The 20,210-nt window shown below is 39.1% G+C and carries 16 protein-coding genes and 1 pseudogene; 16 read left to right on the top strand and 1 reads right to left on the bottom strand.

Annotated features, from left to right (window positions below):
• Positions 1 to 230: 230 nt before the first annotated feature.
• From LGQ02_RS18745 to LGQ02_RS18685, 13 genes are all read left to right on the top strand, one after another.
• Positions 231 to 1,598, top strand: coding sequence for an ABC transporter substrate-binding protein (locus tag LGQ02_RS18745; protein ID WP_226515803.1), 1,368 nt, complete (start codon positions 231 to 233; stop codon positions 1,596 to 1,598).
• A gap of 74 nt (positions 1,599 to 1,672) precedes the next feature.
• The gene (locus LGQ02_RS18740) at positions 1,673 to 2,608 is read left to right on the top strand and encodes a carbohydrate ABC transporter permease (protein ID WP_226515802.1); all 936 of its coding nucleotides are present in this window, start codon (positions 1,673 to 1,675) and stop codon (positions 2,606 to 2,608) included.
• 2 nt (positions 2,609 to 2,610) lie between these two features.
• A complete protein-coding gene (locus LGQ02_RS18735; protein WP_226515801.1) occupies positions 2,611 to 3,462 on the top strand; it encodes a carbohydrate ABC transporter permease in 852 nt (283 codons plus the stop codon).
• A complete protein-coding gene (locus LGQ02_RS18730) occupies positions 3,459 to 4,757 on the top strand; it encodes a CehA/McbA family metallohydrolase (RefSeq protein ID WP_226515800.1) in 1,299 nt (432 codons plus the stop codon). The genes LGQ02_RS18735 and LGQ02_RS18730 overlap by 4 nt, the downstream gene beginning before the upstream one ends.
• A 6-nt stretch (positions 4,758 to 4,763) precedes the next feature.
• On the top strand, positions 4,764 to 5,813 hold the full coding sequence (locus LGQ02_RS18725; protein WP_226515799.1) for a LacI family DNA-binding transcriptional regulator: 1,050 nt from the start codon (positions 4,764 to 4,766) through the stop codon (positions 5,811 to 5,813).
• Between the two features lie 68 nt (positions 5,814 to 5,881).
• Positions 5,882 to 6,697, top strand: a complete 816-nt coding sequence (iolB, locus tag LGQ02_RS18720; RefSeq protein ID WP_226515798.1) for a 5-deoxy-glucuronate isomerase — start codon at positions 5,882 to 5,884, stop codon at positions 6,695 to 6,697.
• 34 nt (positions 6,698 to 6,731) lie between these two features.
• Positions 6,732 to 7,733, top strand: coding sequence for a 5-dehydro-2-deoxygluconokinase (gene iolC, locus LGQ02_RS18715; protein WP_404802367.1), 1,002 nt, complete (start codon positions 6,732 to 6,734; stop codon positions 7,731 to 7,733).
• A 57-nt stretch (positions 7,734 to 7,790) separates the two neighbouring features.
• Complete coding sequence (locus LGQ02_RS18710) at positions 7,791 to 9,251, top strand: CoA-acylating methylmalonate-semialdehyde dehydrogenase (RefSeq protein WP_226515797.1); 1,461 nt, start codon at positions 7,791 to 7,793, stop codon at positions 9,249 to 9,251.
• Between the two features lie 118 nt (positions 9,252 to 9,369).
• The gene (iolD, locus tag LGQ02_RS18705; RefSeq protein WP_226515796.1) at positions 9,370 to 11,304 is read left to right on the top strand and encodes a 3D-(3,5/4)-trihydroxycyclohexane-1,2-dione acylhydrolase (decyclizing); all 1,935 of its coding nucleotides are present in this window, start codon (positions 9,370 to 9,372) and stop codon (positions 11,302 to 11,304) included.
• Positions 11,305 to 11,440: 136 nt separating this feature from the next.
• On the top strand, positions 11,441 to 13,549 hold the full coding sequence (locus LGQ02_RS18700; RefSeq protein ID WP_226515795.1) for a DUF5054 domain-containing protein: 2,109 nt from the start codon (positions 11,441 to 11,443) through the stop codon (positions 13,547 to 13,549).
• 214 nt (positions 13,550 to 13,763) lie between these two features.
• On the top strand, positions 13,764 to 13,871 hold the full coding sequence (locus tag LGQ02_RS18695) for a putative holin-like toxin (protein WP_226515794.1): 108 nt from the start codon (positions 13,764 to 13,766) through the stop codon (positions 13,869 to 13,871).
• 947 nt (positions 13,872 to 14,818) lie between these two features.
• Positions 14,819 to 15,640, top strand: a complete 822-nt coding sequence (locus LGQ02_RS18690) for an alpha/beta fold hydrolase (RefSeq protein WP_226515793.1) — start codon at positions 14,819 to 14,821, stop codon at positions 15,638 to 15,640.
• 194 nt (positions 15,641 to 15,834) lie between these two features.
• On the top strand, positions 15,835 to 16,221 hold the full coding sequence (locus LGQ02_RS18685) for a GNAT family N-acetyltransferase (RefSeq protein WP_226515792.1): 387 nt from the start codon (positions 15,835 to 15,837) through the stop codon (positions 16,219 to 16,221).
• 17 nt (positions 16,222 to 16,238) lie between these two features.
• Here the strand turns inward: LGQ02_RS18685 and LGQ02_RS18680 are convergent, their stop codons facing one another.
• Complete coding sequence (locus LGQ02_RS18680; RefSeq protein WP_226515791.1) at positions 16,239 to 16,685, bottom strand: NUDIX hydrolase; 447 nt, start codon at positions 16,683 to 16,685, stop codon at positions 16,239 to 16,241.
• 166 nt (positions 16,686 to 16,851) lie between these two features.
• Between LGQ02_RS18680 and menC the strand changes: the two are divergent.
• The 3 genes and pseudogenes from menC to LGQ02_RS18665 all read left to right on the top strand — a co-directional run bounded on the left by menC (position 16,852) and on the right by LGQ02_RS18665 (position 20,206).
• A pseudogene (gene menC, locus LGQ02_RS18675) lies at positions 16,852 to 17,960 on the top strand (o-succinylbenzoate synthase).
• A gap of 295 nt (positions 17,961 to 18,255) precedes the next feature.
• Positions 18,256 to 19,059 (top strand): GNAT family N-acetyltransferase, encoded by an 804-nt coding sequence (locus tag LGQ02_RS18670; RefSeq protein ID WP_226515790.1) that lies wholly within the window; start codon positions 18,256 to 18,258, stop codon positions 19,057 to 19,059.
• On the top strand, positions 19,052 to 20,206 hold the full coding sequence (locus tag LGQ02_RS18665; RefSeq protein ID WP_226515789.1) for a M20 peptidase aminoacylase family protein: 1,155 nt from the start codon (positions 19,052 to 19,054) through the stop codon (positions 20,204 to 20,206). Before LGQ02_RS18670 ends, LGQ02_RS18665 begins: the two co-directional genes overlap by 8 nt.
• Positions 20,207 to 20,210: the final 4 nt, after the last annotated feature.

The raw sequence follows: 20,210 nt of genomic DNA, 5'->3' as shown, positions 1-20,210 counted from the left end.
AGATCAGAAAAAAAAATTGAGAATTATCAAAAATCTCGTTGACTATTATCAGAATCTATAGTAAATTCTAAAAGTAACCGCTTTCATTAAACCGGTTTAAATCTATCAGCTTTAATCATGACATACTATTAAAAGCAAAAATCCATATTTTTTTACGATAACTTAAACCGGTTTAATACATGGGAAGTGGTGGTTCAAAGTAATACAAAAAAAGAGGAGGGTACGTATTTATGAAAAGGTTTTTCTATCTATCTATTGTTTTAGTTTTCAGTTTGTTATTGTTCACAGCATGCTCTGAAGCCGAAGAGAGCAGCCAAACGGATAGTGGAGATGATGAAGCTGACCAAAGTGAAGACCAAGGAGAAGATGAAGGTCAAGAATCTGCTGGTGCAGATCGCGACTTAGTTGCCGACGGTTTACCAGAGTACAATGAAGAAATTGCTAATCTTCCTGATACAACAATTGAAGTTTGGTTAGCAGCAGACTATGTTGATGAAGATCCAGTTGTGGATGCAATTAATGAGTTTATGGAAGTATATCCAAACATTACAGTAGAGACTGCAGGTCATACTTGGCAAGATATGCAAAACCAAGTTCGTTTAGCAGTAAATGGTGGAGCTCCACCTGATTTAGCACACCAGCACGCATTTGCTATGGGAAGTCAAGGTTTAGCAGAACCAGTTGATGACCTATGGGAAGCGTGGGGTGCTGAAGACGAGTTCTTGCCAGGTGCAATTGATAACGTCACTTGGGAAGGGACAAAGTACGGAGTACCGATCGACATTAATACGACGTTCTATCTTTATAACACAGAAATGTTTGAGGAAAAAGGTCTTGAACCACCGACAACTTTAGAAGAATTTACTGAAGTAACAAAAGCTGTCTCTGAAGATGGCGTTTATGGATTTGTTCCTTCAGCAAGTACATGGGGGTTACAAGGATGGATTGTTGCCCAAGGTGGAGATGTTTTAAAAGAGGTTGACGGTCAATTACAACCAGACTTAAACAACGGAACAGTCTTAGATGTTGTAAAAGCATACACTGAGGTAGCGACTTTGCACGGGGTTGCACCGATTCCGCCAGCACAAGCAAGACAATCAGATCACCCTGTAGCAATGTTTGGTAATGAACGTGCTGCAGCAATTGTTTCAGGTCCATTTGATATTTCTCGTATTGAAAATGAATTCCCTGACATGTACGACAAAGTTGGTACAGCACCAATTCCTGGAGCTGACCAAGGTTCTGTAGCAGGTGGAGGAAGTATGTTCGTACCTAGAGGTTCTGAAAATAGAGAGATTTCTTTCGAATTAATGAAGTGGATCATTTCTGACAAGTATGGAATCAGAATGGCTGCTGAAATGGGAAGACATCCAGTTGTCGAACATTTATATGAAGATGAGCTTTATGCTGATCCACTATTAGCACCATTTGTTGAGACATTACCATATGCTGAACAATATTATTTAGAGGCTTTCCCAGAAGCAAATCAAGCTCATGCGCAAGCGTTTAGAAATGTATTTGATGGTGATGACGTCGAAGAGGCATTTAATGAAGCGCAAAGGTTAGCAGAAGAAGCATTTGAAAGAGAAGCTCAATAACGGATAAAGAGATTATCTAGGAAGGGTATACAGACTTAGTCGTATACCCTCCTCTATCATTAGGAGTGACATATATGATACCAAAGCAAAATAGTTCTGCAGAAACTGTAAAGCAAGTGCCGTTGCCTGCAAAAGTGAAAAAGAAAAACAGATGGAAAGATTATCTTGGCTCTTATATGTTCGTATTTCCAGCATTATCCTTATTATTTACGTTTTCATTTGTTCCAATCATCTACCTAGTTTATCTTAGCTTTCACCGTTATCGATTACCAGAATCCCCGCAATTTGCCGGTCTGGATAATTATTCCCGTTTAATGTCTGACGGTATGTTTTGGAAAAGTATTGGAAATACGATGGTTTATACTGTTGGCTCGATGCTTTTAGGTTTATTTGCAGCATTACTTATCGCTGTTTTACTGAATAGAGCTTTTAGAGGAAAACGTTTTTATAAAGTATTTTACTTTTTACCCGCTGTAACTTCTGACGTTGTATCAGCAATGATTTTCTTATGGATCTTTGATCACAATTTAGGAATTATGAATTACATATTAACGACAATTGGGTTTAGTTCACCGCCAAATTGGCTATTGGATCCTTTTTGGGCCATGATGATTTTGATTTTTGTTGGTGCATGGCGCGGGGCCTCTTATAACATACCTATTTTCCTTGCTGGACTTGAGGGGGTGCCGAAATCGTATTACGAAGCAGCAGACATTGACGGTGCGAATGGATGGCATAAATTTTGGAGAATTACGATTCCAACGATCATGCCTATTTCCGTTTATTGTATGGTTATGTCAATTATCGGATCGTTCCAGGTTGTTGCTATTGTAGACGTATTAACAGATGGAGGACCAAGAAACAGTACACTCGTAGCGATCAAATATGTATGGCAACAGTCGTTTGAGTTTAACTATGTAGGCTATGGAGCTACACTTTCATTATTGATATTCCCATTCTTGTTCATCGTAACATGGTTGAACTTAAAGCTTTCTTCAAGGAGTGAGTAAACATGGCGAGGAAAAAACGAATAAATAAAATTATTATTTATATATTAGCAACCCTTGTTTTAATTGGGTTTGTTGGCCCATATTTATGGATGTTTACAACCGCATTAAAAAGTCAAGGTGATGTCATGGCGTGGCCACCGCAAATATTACCGAGTGAATTTCGGTGGGATAACTTTATCCGTATTTGGGAAGGGACCATTTTGCCAACAGCATTTATGAATAGTGTGATCGTTGCCACTACGGCTACAGCAATCAATGTGTTCTTTGCTTCTTTAGCAGCATTTGCTTTTGCGCGATTAGAATTCCCGGGAAGAAATGGCTTGTTCCTTGGGGTGTTAGCGACAATGATGGTTCCAGCTGGATTAATGGTTGTTCCATTATTTGCGATGATTAGAAATGTTCCATTTACAGGTCCAGCCGGCTGGTTAGACAGTTATGCAGGTCTTATTATTCCAACAGCTGTTACAGGTTTTGCGATCTTCTTATTAAGACAATATTTCCTATCAATTCCGAAAGATTTGGATGATCAAGCTGCAATTGACGGCTGTACGAAATTTCAAGTTTATTGGAAAATTATCCTTCCGTTAAGTAAACCAGCTTTAGGTCTAGTTGCGATTTTTACATTCCTAGCGAACTGGAACGAATACTTATGGCATTTGACAGTTGCTAGATCAGAATCGATGTACACAATACAAATTGCTCTAGCCAGGTTCCAAACGGAGCATAATATTGAGTGGTCACTCATTATGGCTGGTGCAACAACAGCAGCAATTCCGATGATGATTCTTTATTTCACATTACAACCCCTATTTGACAAAGGATTAGGTGGTATAGGAAGCGGGATGAAAGAATGATGAATGAAAAGTTGAAAGTAAACGATAAAGTCAGCTTGGGACTTACTGAACACATTCCAGAAGAAAAACAAGGTGAATATATCACTCTTCCATTTGATGTACCTGAATCAATTGAAGAAATCACTGTTCACTTAATGGTAGAAAATGAAGACGAAAACACAATCGACCTAGGGTTAGAAGGTCCAAATGGGATGAAAGGCTGGAGTGGAGGTGCAAGAAGAAGTATTTTTGTCCGAGAAGACCGTGCTACTCCAGGGTATTTAATCGAAGAGATTACTCCAGGAAATTGGGGAGTCGTCTTGAATGCGTATGAAGTAACAGGTATTTGTAATGTTGAAGTGAAAATTGAAATGCAGCCTAAAGCACCCCAATGGATTAAAGGTGATTTGCACATGCATTCGAACCATAGTGATTCTCCCTATTCATTATCAGAAGTGATTGACAATGCAAAAGAAGCAGGATTAGAATACATTGCTTTAACGGATCACAATACGTTTAGCCAAAATTATGCGTTCGAACCTCAGGAAGATTTAGTGATTATTCCGGCAGTTGAGCTGACTACAAACCGAGGTCATAGTAATTTTTATGGTGTTAACAAGCCGTTTTCTGACTTTAGATGTCAAACGGTTGATGATGTGAAGCGTGTCATTGCTGAAGGTGAAGAAAATGGAGCGCTTATTTCTGTTAACCACCCTCATTGCGATCATTGCTGGTGGGACTGGGGGATTGAAGCATTTGATTTTGATTTTGTTGAAATTTGGAACGGTCCATGGCGCGAGAGAAACTTGAGAGCATTAAACTGGTGGCAAGAACAGCTTACGCAAGGGAAAAGGATGATTGCACTAGGTGGTAGTGATAAACACGGTCCAGATGAATGGATCAGATATGGTGGTCCGACTACATTTATAAAAGCATCAACCCATAGCCCAGAAGGTATTTTAGATGCGATAAAGCTTGGGAAAGTCTTTATTTCGTCATCTCCAGAGGGGCCAACTCTTGATTTAGCAATAAATGATTATGAGATGGGAGATACTGTTGCCTTTAATGAGAACTCAGGTGAACTGAAATTAGAAGTTTCCATTAAGAATTTTCAGGGCGGAACGATAAAAGTTTATTCATCAAACGGATTAACAGTAGAGGATAAATTAAATGACGGTGATCATCATTTGACATATCAAGTCGATTTAAGTAATCATTTTTATCGTGTGGAATTATGGGGAGAAGATAAGCAACTACAACATTTTGCTCCTCAAGCGATAAGTAATCCTATTTTTTTGAAGAAAGCAAGGGACTGATGATTCATGGCTAAAATTGATGATGTAGCAAAAAGAGCCAACGTTTCAAAAGGAACGGTTTCAAATGTTTTTAGTCAGAAGCGACCGATCAGCGAAAAAGTGAAAAAAAGAGTACTTGAAGCAGCAAAAGAATTAAAGTATACACCAAATCATATCGCCCGCAGTTTAGTAACGAAGAAAACGATGACGATTTCTTTAAATATACCGTATTCGAAAAACCTATCTTTAAGTACATTTCATACTAATTTAATTAACGGTGTAATTACGGAAGCCTCTCTGCAAAATTATCGAATATTAATCGATACGTTGTCTCAAGACCAATTGGAACTTCCTTATATTTCAAGGGATGCGATGGATGGGGTCATTTTATTAGACCCTCGTGCAAATGATAACCGTATGGAATATCTTACACACTTTGATATCCCTTTTGTTGTTATCGGTCAGCCCTCTGAAGAGTATTTAGGCAAAGCTCCATACGTAGATAACAATAACGTTGAGATTGCTGAAGAAATCACAACGTATCTCTTGAATAAAGGCCATGAAAAGATCCTTTACTTAAACGCCCCTACACTTATGACAGTATCTAAAGTACGGGAAAAGGGGTACTTGCAAGCCTTTCATAAATTAAATAAGTCTCCTCAATTATCAAAGGTTATTTTTAAAGAAAGCTTAAAGCAAGACCCTAGTGTTTATGGCTACGAAAAGGTCATGGAGAATTTTCACAACGACAAAGAGCGTTTTACAGCGATTATTGCTGATACAGACAAAGTAGCATTAGGGGCAACAAGAGCCTTAAAGGAGCTTGACTTAACAGTGCCGGAAGATGTTTCTATCGTAGCTTTAAGTGATGATTTAGTCCTATCACATGAGCTGGATCCACCTTTGTCGACCGTGGATATGCAAGCGACACAATTAGGGTATGAATCGGTAAGGATGTTATTTTCACAAATCGGAGTAGGCGAATATGAAAAGGCTGAATCAAAAATTGTTAACGCACGATTTGATGTTCGCGGTTCATGCGATGTAGCGAAAGGTTCTGGTATTAGTAAGGTATAGGTAATTCACTTATGGGAGCTTCATTATAAATAAAAAATGCTTCCCTGTAAGGTTGAGGAGGTAAACAAATGGCTAACTTGCTCATTAAACCACATGACCGGAAAGAAAACGGAAATATATTAAAGGTAACACCTGAATCTGCGAAATGGGATTATGTTGGTTTTGAAGTCTATTCATTAAAAGAGGGAGAAGAACTCCTAAATAAAACCATTGATAAAGAAGTTTGCCTTGTTTTATTAAGTGGCAAGGCCAATGTACATACGAAAGAGCAATCTTTTACAAATATAGGGGAAAGAATGAGTGTTTTTGATGGGATACCACCATATTCTGTTTACGTACCAAATGATGATCAATATGAAGTAAAAGCACTAACAGATGTTGAATTAGCCGTATGCCTTGCTCCAGGAAAAGGGACATACGAAGCTCGTTTAATACCGCCTGCAAAAGTAGGAGTAGAAGGCCGAGGGTATGGAAAGATGGAGCGTACGATTCACAACATCCTTCCTGAAGGTGAACTAGCAGATAGTTTACTAGTAGTTGAAGTATTTACACCAGAAGGAAACACTTCAAGTTATCCCCCTCATAAGCATGACGAAAACAACTTAGATGAGGAATCTTACTTAGAAGAAACGTATTATCACGAAATAAATCCAGACAGTGGTTTTGTTTTCCAGCGTGTTTATAAGGACGACCGGACGTTGGATGAGACGATGGCAGTAGAACATCGAAATGTCGTCATGGTTCCTGAAGGATATCATCCGGTTTCAGCTGTTCCAGGGTATCATTCTTACTACTTAAATGTCATGGCCGGGCCTGTACGTACATGGAAGTTCCGTAATGATCCTGACCATGAATGGCTTTTTGAAAATGTGATGAAAAAATAAAAGCTCTTTATGTGCTGGCAAGGAGGAAGTTAACTTGAATAATAGAATTACTTTTCCAGAAAATCGTTCCCTCGATGTTATTGGTCTTGGGAGGTTATGTGTCGATTTAAATGCGAATGAAACGTTAAGACCGATGGAAAAAACAAGAACATTTACGAAATATGTTGGTGGTTCCCCGGCAAATATCGCGATTGGAACTTCTCGTCTTGGGCTTAAAACGGGTTTTGTTGGTAAAGTTTCAGACGATCAAATGGGGCGTTTTATTACAGGTTATTTAGAAGAGAACAAAATTAATACAGAGAGTGTGGTTACAGATACAACTGGAGCCATAACCGGACTTGCCTTTACAGAGATTAAAAGCCCGGAAGATTGCAGTATTTTAATGTACAGAGACAATGTTGCTGACTTGAACTTAGACACCTCAGACGTTTCTGAAGAATATATTAAGCGATCAAAATCGTTGTTAATTTCAGGAACAGCTCTAGCAAAAAGCCCTTCAAGAGAAGCGGTATTTTTAGCATTAGAATATGCGAGAAAGCACGACGTTGTTGTGTTTTTTGATCTTGATTACCGCCCTTATACTTGGGAGTCTGAAGCCGAGACGGCTGTTTACTATAACTTAGCAGCAGAAAAATGCGATGTCATTATTGGAACTCGTGAAGAATTTGACATGATGGAGAAACTATTAAACTATGAAAAATCAGATGACAAAGTGACAGCAGATAAGTGGTTTTCTTACCATGCGAAAATCGTTGTAATTAAACATGGATCAGGAGGTTCTATCGCTTATACAAAAGAAGGGGAAAGCTATCAAGGTGGGATCTTTAAAACAAAGGTATTAAAAACTTTCGGTGCTGGAGATTCATATGCCTCTGCCTTTATGTATGGGTTGATGAAAAGGTATGATGTCCCTACTGCGATGAGACTAGGCAGTGCTTCTGCTTCAATAGTGATTTCAAAGCATAGCTGTTCAGATGCAATGCCTTCAGTTGATGAGATTGAAGAGTTTTTGGAAACAGCAGAAGAAATAAACTAGTCTAACTTATTGACCATATGAATCATTCAGTTTGCAAAAGAAAAGGGGAGCTGCAAAATGGGTAAAGTCATTCAAAAAGAAACGGTAAAAAACTATGTAAATGGAGAGTGGGTAGATTCTGCTTCTTCAAATAAAGAACCAGTATATAACCCGGCAACAGGAGAAGTAGTCGCTGAGGTACCTTTATCAACAAAAGAAGATGTAGATCAAGCCGTGAAGGCAGCTGAAGAAGCATTTGAAACGTGGTCACAAGTGGCTGTACCAAAGCGTGCTCGAATCTTGTTTAAATATCAGCAATTACTCGTAGAGCATTGGGAAGAATTAGCTGAACTTATAACAGTTGAAAATGGTAAAAGTTACAGTGAGGCTTATGGTGAAGTTCAAAGAGGAATTGAGTGCGTAGAATTCGCTGCTGGAGCACCTACACTTATGATGGGAAAACAACTTCCAGATATTGCAACCGGTATTGAATCAGGGATGTACCGTTATCCAATTGGAGTAGTAGGGGGGATTACACCATTTAACTTTCCGATGATGGTCCCTTGCTGGATGTTCCCATTAGCGATTGCATGCGGAAATGCATTTGTGCTTAAGCCATCAGAGCGGACTCCTCTTTTGGCGATACGGTTAGCAGAGTTATTTGCTGAGGCAGGTTTACCAAAAGGGGTATTAAATATTGTTCATGGTGCTCATGACGTTGTTAATGGACTGCTCGATCATAAACAAATTAAGGCCATTTCATTTGTCGGGTCGCAACCAGTTGCTGAATATGTCTATAAACGAGGAACAGAAAATTTAAAGCGAGTACAAGCATTAGCCGGTGCTAAAAATCATTCTATCGTACTAAATGATGCTGACCTTGATGTAGCAGCAACACAAATTTTCAGTGCTGCATTTGGCTCTGCTGGTGAGCGTTGTATGGCAGCCGCTGTTGTTACTGTTCAAGAAGGCATCGCAGATCAATTAGTTGAGAAGCTGGAGGAAAAAGCGAATAGCATTGAAATCGGAAATGGTCTCGATGACGGTGTATTTTTAGGACCTGTCATTCGAAAAGAACATAAAGAGCGTACATTAAAATACATTGAAACAGGTGTTGAAGAAGGTGCTCGTCTTGTCCGAGATGGCAGAGAAGATAAGGCTGTAAATGACAAAGGTTATTTCGTAGGGCCAACAATTTTTGATGAAGTGACACAAGAAATGAAAATTTGGCAAGACGAAATCTTTGCTCCTGTTTTATCCATTGTGCGAGTGAAGGATATTGATGAAGCCATTGATACAGCTAATCAATCTAACTTTGCAAATGGTGCATGCATTTATACGAAAGATGGAGGCAGTGTTCGTAAGTTCCGTGAAAAAATTGATTCCGGAATGTTAGGTGTCAACATTGGTGTCCCTGCTCCGATGGCATTTTTCCCATTTTCAGGTTGGAAAGATTCATTCTATGGAGACTTGCATGCCAATGGAACAGACGGAGTAGAATTTTTTACAAGAAAGAAAATGGTTACCGCACGCTGGTAATGTATAAATGAATAGGGGAGACGCCTTTTGAAGCGTCTCTTTCTAATTGTATTTCTACTTGCAAACTTAAGGAAAAATTTATGTTTGCAAAATCCTTTATTTAGAAGGGGCTGTCGATATGCAGACAATTCGAATGACAACGGCGCAAGCGTTAGTGAAATTTTTAAATGAGCAGTATGTTGAATATGATGGTGTCGAACATAAATTCATCGACGGGGTATTTACAATCTTCGGACACGGAAATGTACTCGGTTTAGGTCAGGCTTTAGAAGAGAACCCAGGAGAGTTAAATGTCTATCAAGGAAGAAATGAGCAAGGAATGGCTCATGCGGCAATTGCTTTTGCAAAACAAAAACATCGAAAGCAAATCATGGCTTGTACGTCATCTGTTGGCCCAGGATCTGCTAATATGGTAACTGCTGCAGCGACAGCGACAGCAAATCAGATTCCTGTATTGTTACTACCTGGGGATGTATTTGCTTCAAGACAGCCTGATCCGGTTTTACAGCAAATCGAACAAACGCATGATTTAACGGTATCTACCAATGATTCCTTTAAGGCTGTCAGTAAATTTTGGGATCGTATAAATCGACCTGAGCAGTTAATGTCTGCTTTAATTAATGCGATGAGAGTATTGACAGACCAAGCTGATACAGGTGCAGTCACAATCTCTTTACCACAAGATGTTCAAGGAGAGGCGTGGGACTTCCCGGAATATTTCTTTAAAAAGAGAGTGCATCGGTTTGAACGCCGTATTCCTTCAAAGGATGCAGTTAAAGAAGCGACCGCTCTTATTAAGAAAAAGAAAAAGCCAGTTATTATAAGTGGTGGGGGAGTTCGCTATTCAGAAGCTGCAAAGACTTTAAAGAAATTCACAGAAACGTTCAACATTCCATTTGCTGAAACACAAGCCGGGAAAAGTGTGATCGAGAGTAACCACCCGTATAACCTTGGTGGTGTTGGCGTGACTGGAAACTTGGCTGCTAATAAGGTTGCTAAAGAGGCAGACTTAGTCATTGGAATTGGTACGCGATTTACAGACTTTACCACAGCTTCAAAACAGCTATTTCAAAATGAAGGTGTCGACTTTTTAACAATCAATGTCTCAGATTATCATGCTGGAAAATTAGATGCTGTAGAAGTTGCTGCTGATGCGAAACTGACATTAGAGGCTTTAGATGAGGAGTTGTCTCTGGATTCCTACCAAGCAGCGTATGGTGATGCGATTAGTAAAGTGAAAAACGAGTGGGAACAGGAACTTTCTCGCTTATACGATATTGAATATATGGAAGATGACTTTACCCCAGAAGTGGCAGGTCAACTAGATGAAGCATTAAATCAGTACAAAGAAGCTTTCCAGTCTACGTTGACACAAACAAAAGTCATCGGAGAAGTAAACAAAGCAATTGATGATGATTCGATTGTTGTGGGGGCAGCCGGCAGTTTGCCTGGTGATTTACAAAGAATGTGGGTTTCAAAACAGCCGAATACATATCACATGGAGTATGGTTATTCTTGTATGGGCTACGAGATCTCTGGTGCACTTGGTGTGAAGCTTGCTGAACAAGATAAAGAAGTGTATGTCATGGTTGGTGATGGAAGCTATTTAATGCTTCATTCTGAATTAGTGACTAGTATACAAGAAGGAAGAAAAATTAACGTCGTTTTACTAGATAATTCTGGTTTTGGTTGTATTAATAATTTACAGATGGGAAATGGGATGGGAAGTTTTAATACAGAATTCAGGTACCGAAACTCAGAAACTGGAAAGCTCGATGGTGAAATCATGACGATTGATTTTGCTCAAAGTGCTGCCGGTTATGGTGTAAAAACCTATAAAGTAAAGACAGTAGAAGAGCTGAGAGATGCATTAGAAGATGCGAAAAAACAATCGGTATCCACTCTCATAGATGTAAAAGTTTTGCCTAAAACGATGACAAATGGTTATGGTTCATGGTGGCACGTTGGAGTTGCGGAAGTATCTGAGAAACCTACTGTTCAAAAGGCATATGAGGATAAAGAAGCAAATCTGGAAAAAGCTCGTCGTTATTAATAACTGGCATTGTAAAGATCATTTATACTGTTTCATTTTATCGGAAGATGTAAGGACGGTTACATTATATAAATCCTTATAAGATGGGGTGGATCATGCACCAAACGACATTCTAAATAAAGGAGAAACTTAGACGATGATTCGAACAGTTCATGTTATTTTTAAAACTCATTTAGATATAGGATTTACAGATCTTGCGGAAAACGTTATCGATCAGTACGTGAATTTATATATTCCAAAAGCAATCGAATTAGCAGAGAAGCTAGAAGAAGCTGGCGGGAGAGAAAGGTTTTTGTGGACAACTGGTTCATGGCTCATTAACCACTATTTAAAGGTTTCCTCACAAGAAGATCGTGAAAAAATGGTTCAAGCGATTAACAATGGGCATATCGCGTGGCATGGACTGCCATTTACGACTCATACTGAATTGCTTAATCCAGATTTACTAGAGTATGGGTTATCGGTTTCGAAAAAGCTGGACGAAAAGTTTGATAAAACGACGATTGCTGCAAAGATGACAGATGTTCCTGGACATACGATTTCGATGGTACCTTATATAGTGAAATCCGGCATTAAATATTTACACCTCGGAGTGAATCCTGCTTCTAAGGTTCCGAAATTACCGAAACTATTTCGCTGGAGAGCAGAAGATGGGTCAGAAGTGATCGTCAATTATGCAGATAATTACGGGGAAGTTGTTCAGGTTGAAGGTTTAGAAGATGCATTAGTTTTTGCGCACACAGGTGATAATTGCGGGCCTTCATCACCGGATGAAATTCGTGAACAATTTGAAGAGTTAGCAGAAAAGTTTCCAGGTGCGACGATTAAAGCTTCTACGATGGATGCTTTCGCAAAGGAATTGCTTAAGGTGAAAGATAAACTCCCAGTGGTTCAAGAAGAAATTGGCGATACGTGGATTCACGGGGCAGGGACGGATCCTTATAAACTAGCAGGTTATCGGGAGTTTATTCGAAAGCGTTCTGAATGGCTTCGCGATGGGAAACTTGTTCCAGGTACTGAAGAATATGAAGAAGTAAGTGATCAGTTGTCGTTAATAGCTGAGCATACGTGGGGAATGGATTTAAAGAAATACTTGCCTGACTATACGAATTATGCAAAATCCGATTTTACTAGAGCGAGACAAAACAATAGTTTTGATACGGATATGATTCCTGATAAGTATGGTTATATAGGTGCTTTTGCCATGAACGAAATGGATGAAAACTCAAAAGAGCTTTTCCTAAAAAAAGAAAAGAATTATAGTTATGAAGTCTTTGAAAGCTCGTGGAAGGAACAAAGAGATTATTTAAATAAAGCATTGTCTGCTTTAGATGAAGAGAAACGGTCTGAGATGGAAGAGGCACTAGCTGGAATCAAAGGCGGGCCCGAACAGCTAGAAGCGACGGAAGATCTGAATTTTAGAAAGAAATATCAGCTAGGTACTTTCGACGTTGCTTTTGATTTTAACGGTTCTATTGTTTCACTACATGACAGTAAAGAGAAACAGTGGGCAGATGAACGACATGCTCTTGGACTATTTACTTATGAAACTTTCGGTCAGGAAAACTATAATCATTGGTTTGAAACGTATATGAGCAATTTAAAGCAAACACATCCTTGGTCAGATTCAGACTTCGGTAAACCAGGCTTTGAATATGCAGAGCCTAAACCAAAGCACAGTCTTTACGAACCAGTAGCTGAATCACTGGAATTACGACGTGGTGAAGCAGAAGATGTGGTTCAAGTAAGACTTGTGATGCCGAAAGAACCGGTGAAATATAATGGCTCTCCAGAAAGAGTGATTGTGGAATATAACTTCAGTAAAGTAAAAGATGATATCGAAGTTACTTTATATTGGGAGAATAAGGAAGCCAACCGTTTACCTGAAGCAAGCTGGTTTTCATTCACACCAATCGTTGATAACGCCAACCAGTGGAAACTGCATAAGGTCGGTTCTAATATCTCACCATTAAATGTTGTCAAAGATGGTAATCGTAACTTGCATGCTGTTGATAAAGGTGTAACATATCAAGGAACTGATGGAACACTTGAAATTGAAACGCTTGATGCAGCTCTAGTTTGCCCAGGGGAACGTAAACTACTTCGTTTTGATAACCATTTTGCTCCTTTAGAAGGTGGAATGCATGTAAATTTACACAATAATATTTGGGGGACAAACTTCCCAATGTGGTATGAAGAAGATGCTAAATTTCGTTTTCATCTTTCCTTTCAAGCAAATGTCTAAGAAATGTTCTAAAAACATGGAAATAAGGTTTAATAGTCAACCTCCTAAGCTATGTACGGAATAGTTAGGAGGTTTATTTTTATATCTTTTCTACCATTTATCGCCAAGCGTTCGTTTAATACTAGAAACACGAACATATGTTCGGTATAATTTGTTTAGCAACTGCAAAGGCGATGTGGCGGTTGAACTCCCTTACTGAAAGGGGGTGAGGCGAGTGACGACATACGAGGCATTTAGTTTAATCGCGCAATTTGGAGTTGTGTTCGTAGCAGTACTGACACTATTTACTACGATTGTCGTCTATATAAACAAAAAGAAATAGCCACCTTTGCCCTGGGAAAGTAAGGTGAGCTATTTCCAGCAAGAAACTTATTCTCAGCCGCTTTACGTGCGGCATGTAGTTGCTTTGACTGAGCGTTTGCCCACGCTCAGTCTTTTTTCATTGTATTTCTACTTGTTACTCATTATACAATTTTTCCCTAGGTCAAAGCAATGAAAAGAGCATAACCCTAGTATATATAACCTTTATTTGCTTTTAACATGTAATTTTATGACGGAGCTAGCGATTGAAAGTAAAACAAATAACAGAACCGCAATAATTTTACTCATCACTTATACCTCCTAATCGGTAATTCACTGAATGAAAAAAAGTTGAGTGAGGTAAACTTAATACATCTTATGCATTAACGCTGGTATATGGGACATCTTTATTACACGTTAATTTATGAAATTTTAGCGAAGAAGTAGCTCGACGTAGAGAAAGTTTATAAGGACTAAGTATATAGTTACCCGCTAAAATCGCGATGTCCTATGTCCTATGTCCTATCGCAACGGCGGTGTTAGCACGTTCTGTACGCTGAACCTGCTGTTACTCGTCGCAGTTATTAGGTACCAGTCACTTCCTGAAATATGTCGAAATTTGCATCCCTAAAGAGTGTTGAAACAAGGTTTATAGGTTACTATGTTTTCATAGATACAATGTTCTATTGATTCCATGACTAAAATATTGGTATAATTTCAAAAGAAAACGCAACCAACACGAAAGTCTACTAATAATTGTAATAAATATAAAAGATCTGGGAATTCACGGAGAAATACTGACTTTTCTCCCATTATTTTATACTATATAAATATACTATTAAGTCTTAGCAATCCTCACAAATATTCTTCCCGAAACTTTTCTAGTACCTTATGTTCATAAAATGTGTTTTCAGAAAATGGGTCATTGCAGTTTTTGTAAAATCTGTACCTAGAAAGGGAAGCATTCATTTGTCTACTTCAAACGTATTACATCATCAAGTGATTCGACATAAAGACCCGAGTGCCCCGTGGGTGACATTAGTCCACGGTTTTGGCGGGAACTCTAAAATATGGTACAAGCAGGTTGATGAATTTAAAGATCACTTTAATATCATTTCCATTGACTTACCAGGTCATCATCCGAACCAGTTCATCAAAGAGTGGGAAGAGAGCTATTCTTTTGATTTAGTTGCTAAATTAATTATTGATGTACTAGATAAATATAAGATCACGAAATCTCATTTCATTGGCATTTCGTTAGGCTCGGTTATCATCCATCAGCTGATTAAGCTTTATCCGAACAGAGTCATTACTTCCGTATTAGGCGGAGTAGTCATCCGTTTTAACAAACTATCAAAAATCCTATTGTTTTACGGAAATATATTAAAAAAGTTTCTTCCTTATATATGGATTTATCAACTTTTTGCCCACATTATGATGCCGAAAAAAAATCATAAACTTTCACGATCAATCTTTATAAGAGAAGCAAAAAAGCTAGGGAAGAAATCATTCTTCAAATGGTTTGAAATCATTAGTAACGTCGAGAAAACGTCTAAAAATATTAATAAGTCACTTGTCCCAAAGTTGTACATTTCAGGCACGGAAGACCACTTGTTCATCGATTCGTTAAGAGAACATGTAAAATCAGACGAAAACGCAGACTTAATTGAATTACCGGATTGCGGCCACGTCTGTAACATCGAAAAAAGCAGTGAATTTAATAAACACACAATCACGTATATTAAAGGTGCCAGTCACCTCCCGAACTATGTCGAAATGAGGACAAGCTAGGTAGAGGTGCCAGTCACCTCCCGCATTTTGTCGAAATCAACTAGCCAGCTTTCTTCAGCCATTGAAGAGGGCTGGCTTTTTTCTATGCTTACTGCAGCCCCTTTATTGGTGTAAAATAATCGTGAAGAAAACTATAAACACTAGAGATAATGAATAGATTGGAATGGTGAAAGCATTGGCGATTTCTTTTACAAATGAAGTACCAGCAAAACATCAATTTTTTTGAACTATACGAAACAACGGGATGGAACAAAGAGAAGTTTACAGCAGATGATTTGTTTTATGCGATAAACAATAGTTGGTACCTTGCTGCTGCTTATGAAGGAGAGCAACTAGTAGGGTTTGGTAGAATCATTTCAGACGGAATCTATCAAACGTTTATCGGGCATATGATTGTTCATCCTAGTTACCACGGCCAAGGAATTGGGAAAGAAGTAATGACAAGGCTCCTTAATAAATGCGAATCGAGTGGAATAAAGTGGGTGCAATTGACGTGTGCGCATGGGAAGTCTGGCTTTTACAAGAAGTTTAGATTTGAAGAAAGGCCGCTAGAAGGGCCTGGGATGCAAAAGTACTTGTAGACGGCCGGCTAAGAGACCTAGCCATTTTTGTATACCTCTAAAATGTTCTGCGTTGTCTTCGTAAGTTTTGGTGGGAGAGAATCAAGCGAGAAGAATTTCGCCTCCTCGATTTCTTGATGATCAACGGTTATTTTTCCAACGAACGACGAAGATGTTGTAAACATAACAATGACGCTGTATACTTGATCGCCATTTGGATACTCATGATAGAAGTCTTGTCCAGAAAAAATACGATAAAATTGTAGGTCATCTGGTATTACTTTCATCTCTTCTTTTAGTTCGCGGAACGCAGTTTCCAACACAGTTTCACCCGGTTCCATATATCCGCCTGGTAATCCCCAGTCATTTGTATCTTTTCGGTAACATAACAATACGTTATTTCCATCTTCTATGATCACTCCGGCAGAAACAAGAATAATAGGCATGTTCCCAACGCTTGCACGTATATTTTCAATGTAACCCATAAAAAGTCCTCCGTTGCTACTATTTACTTTTAAACATCTCACATAAACAAAGGAAATATGCAAATAGGCATATATTGCCTCATATATATTGCATTCTAATAAAATATCGTTTATATTCTGAAAATAATAACATTTTCGGGCGGAAAGAAGGGGGAGGGTCGGTAAGATGATCATTGAGCGAGTAGATTTGAAACAGTTAAAAATGCCGTTAAAATCACCATTTGAGACAAGCTTTGGAAAAACCGTAAATAAAGAAATGATAGTAGTCTCCGTTTTTGCAGACGGGGACGTTGGTTTTGCCGAATGTGTCGCCATGGAAGCGCCGATTTACAATGAGGAAACGAACCGAACAGCTTGGGGAGTAATGGAGGATTTCCTCATCCCACAACTTTTATCAAAAAAGATCGATCATCCTGATGACGTATCTTCGATGTTTTCCTATATTAGAAGAAACAATATGGCAAAAGCAGCCGTTGAAGGGGCTGTATGGGACTTATATAGCAAACAACGAGGAGTCTCATTATCGAAGGCGTTAGGTGGGGAGTTAGAAGAGATTGAAGTTGGCGTAAGTATCGGCATCGAAAAATCAATTGATGACTTGCTTGCCAAAGTTGAACGCTTTATTAATGAAGGGTACAAAAAAATTAAAGTGAAAATTAAACCAGGATGGGACATTGAGCCAATTCGCGCGATTAGAGAAAAATTTGGGGATGACGTGCCACTAATGGCAGATGCGAATTCGGCATATATATTAGAAGACATTCCATTATTAAAACAATTAGACGAATTTGGTTTAATGATGATTGAGCAGCCGTTAGCTCATGACGATATTATCGATCACGCAAAGCTTCAAGCCGAGTTAACGACACCAGTTTGTCTTGATGAAAGCATTCATTCTTTAGAAGATGCGGAAAAGCAGTCGAGTTAGGAAGCTGTAAAATCATTAATATCAAGGTTGGTAGAGTCGGTGGATTAACTGAGGCGAAGAAAATCCATGATTACTGCAAAGCCGAAAACATTCCTGTATGGTGCGGCGGAATGCTTGAAGCAGGGATTGGAAGAGCGCATAATATTGCGATTGCTTCGTTAACGAATTTTACGATCCCAGGAGATACGTCAGCATCGAGCAGGTACTTCGATGAAGATATTATCCAGCCAGAAGTCACGATGTCAAAGCCAGGCATCATTACGGTACCAACAGAGCCTGGAATCGGCTATAAGCCCGATGAAAATTTAATAGAAAAATATACAGTCATAGAGCAGTCATTTTCTTAATGAAAAAATAAATTGTTAGAAAAATTTTCAGTTAGGTTCTACCATATAATTTTGATGTTAATTTGTAAGCACACTTGCTTCGCTTTCACCTCTAGGCACAAGTTCGACATTCGTTCATGCTTCACTTTGCTTGCATTCACGGTGCCTACTTTGCATCTCTTGGCACGGATTTCAACTTCCCAAAGCTGACTAGTTCGTTTTGGACTAAAATTTAATATAGCTTTTAGTTGTAAAGTAGAATGAGTGGAGAAGACGAAGGAGTGACTACAAGAAAACAACGAAAGGGCGGAGTGAGATGGAGAAGAAGGTTGATATTCAATTGGTTCAAGACATCCGGGGGTTAACAGATGTTGAAGCTTTCCAACAAACGATTTGGAATAGTGTGACCGCCGTTCATCATTTAATCGCCTCCGTCAATGCTGGAGGGCACGTCATCGGTGCTTACGATGAAGACCGTTTAGTCGGTTTTTGCTACGGCTTTCCAGGGTTTAAAAACAACGAAAACGTGCTGATTTCTCATATGATGGGGGTTGATCCAGCTTATCGAAATAAAGGTATTGGGGAACAGATGAAACGATACCAAAAAGAATGGGCAATGCGTTACAGCAATGAAAAAATTCAGTGGACATACGACCCGTTAGAAGCGAGAAACGGTTATTTAAATGTACATAAGCTAGGGGGTTACGTTCAAACGTATTATCCGTCTTATTATGGTGAAATGGATAACGATGAAATTAATCATGGACTCCCGACTGACCGATTTTTACTAGAATTGGATTTAAAAGACCGACCTTGTACCAAGGTAGAAGGCCCTGTTGAAGCGAAAGAACTAGTCAGTGCTTTGGTCGAACATTCATTCGTTGTACCTGTAAAAAAGGAGCTAGCAATCAAAGAGTCTACCTATAAAATCTCCGTCCCAGCAAACATTCATGAGATGAAAAAAAGTAACCTCGATATTGCTTTAAAGTGGAGATACGCTCTTCGTGAATCTTTCAGTGATTTGTTTTCAAAGGGGTATCGAGTAGTTGACATGAATAAAAACAAAGACGAAACGGGCGTGCATCATTACATCGTTAAAAAGGAGGGCTACGATGCTTGATCAAATAAAAACTTGGGCTGAGAAAAACGAAGAAAACATTTTAGCAACATATCATGAATTACATGAAAACCCTGAAATTAGTTGGGAAGAAAAAGAGACGACATCATATATTCGTAGAGAACTAGAAAAAATGGATATAGAATGCAAAACGTTTGACGATCTGACCGGTCTTATAGGCTACTGGGGAGACCGTGATGTAGGTCCGACCGTCGCATTACGAGCAGACATGGACGCATTATGGCAAAAAGTAGATGGTCATTGGCAAGCAAACCATTCATGTGGTCATGATGCACATATGACGATGGTTCTTCACGTGATTAAATGTTTAAAGGAAACGGGCTTTCAACCGGAAGGGCTCTTGAAGATTATTTTTCAACCAGCCGAAGAAACGGGAAAAGGGGCAAAGGCAATCATTGATCAAGGTGTGGTCAAGGATGTTGATTATTTACTCGGCGTGCACGTTCGCCCAATTCAAGAAATGGCTGTTCATGAGGCGTCACCAGCAATTTATCACGGGGCTACAACATTATTAATTGGGGAAATAAATGGGGTACAAGCACATGGGGCACGTCCGCATCTAGGCGTGAACGTCGTCGATTCCTTAGCTAATGTTGTTCATGCGGTGAATTCAATTAAAATGGACCCAACTGTTCCAGCTACTGCAAAAGTGACGGTTTTAAATGCAGGAGGAAAGAACGTCAATGTGATCCCTGACTTCGGTGAGTTTGCAATTGACGTGAGAGCTCAAACGAATGAAGCGATGGAGGAGTTCATCCATAAAGTGAAAGAAACCGTGGTGAAAGCCGGATCAGCAAATGGAGCAACAGTTGAAGTCAATGTTGCTGCAGAAATGGCTGCGGCGACATCGAATAGTGAAATGGAAGAAGTATTAGGAGAGGCAATCGTTGATATTTTAGGAGCGGATGGATTAAAGGAACCTCCCGTTACCCCTGGAGGGGAAGACTTTCATTTTTATAGCAATTCATCTCCAAACCTCAAGGCAACGATGCTTGGTTTAGGAACCGACTTACAACCAGGTTTACATCACCCAAATATGACCTTTGATTTGTCGTCCCTTTCGAATGGAGTACAAATCTTAAGCTTAGCAACGAAGCGTTTGTTTGAGGTGCCAGTCACTTCTCGATAATTGT

This window comes from Bacillus shivajii (assembly GCF_020519665.1).
GTDB classification, from domain to species: domain Bacteria; phylum Bacillota; class Bacilli; order Bacillales; family Salisediminibacteriaceae; genus Bacillus_CA; species Bacillus_CA shivajii.
Note: the sequence above shows the minus strand (reverse complement) of the source record. Positions and strands in the feature narration are given on the sequence as shown.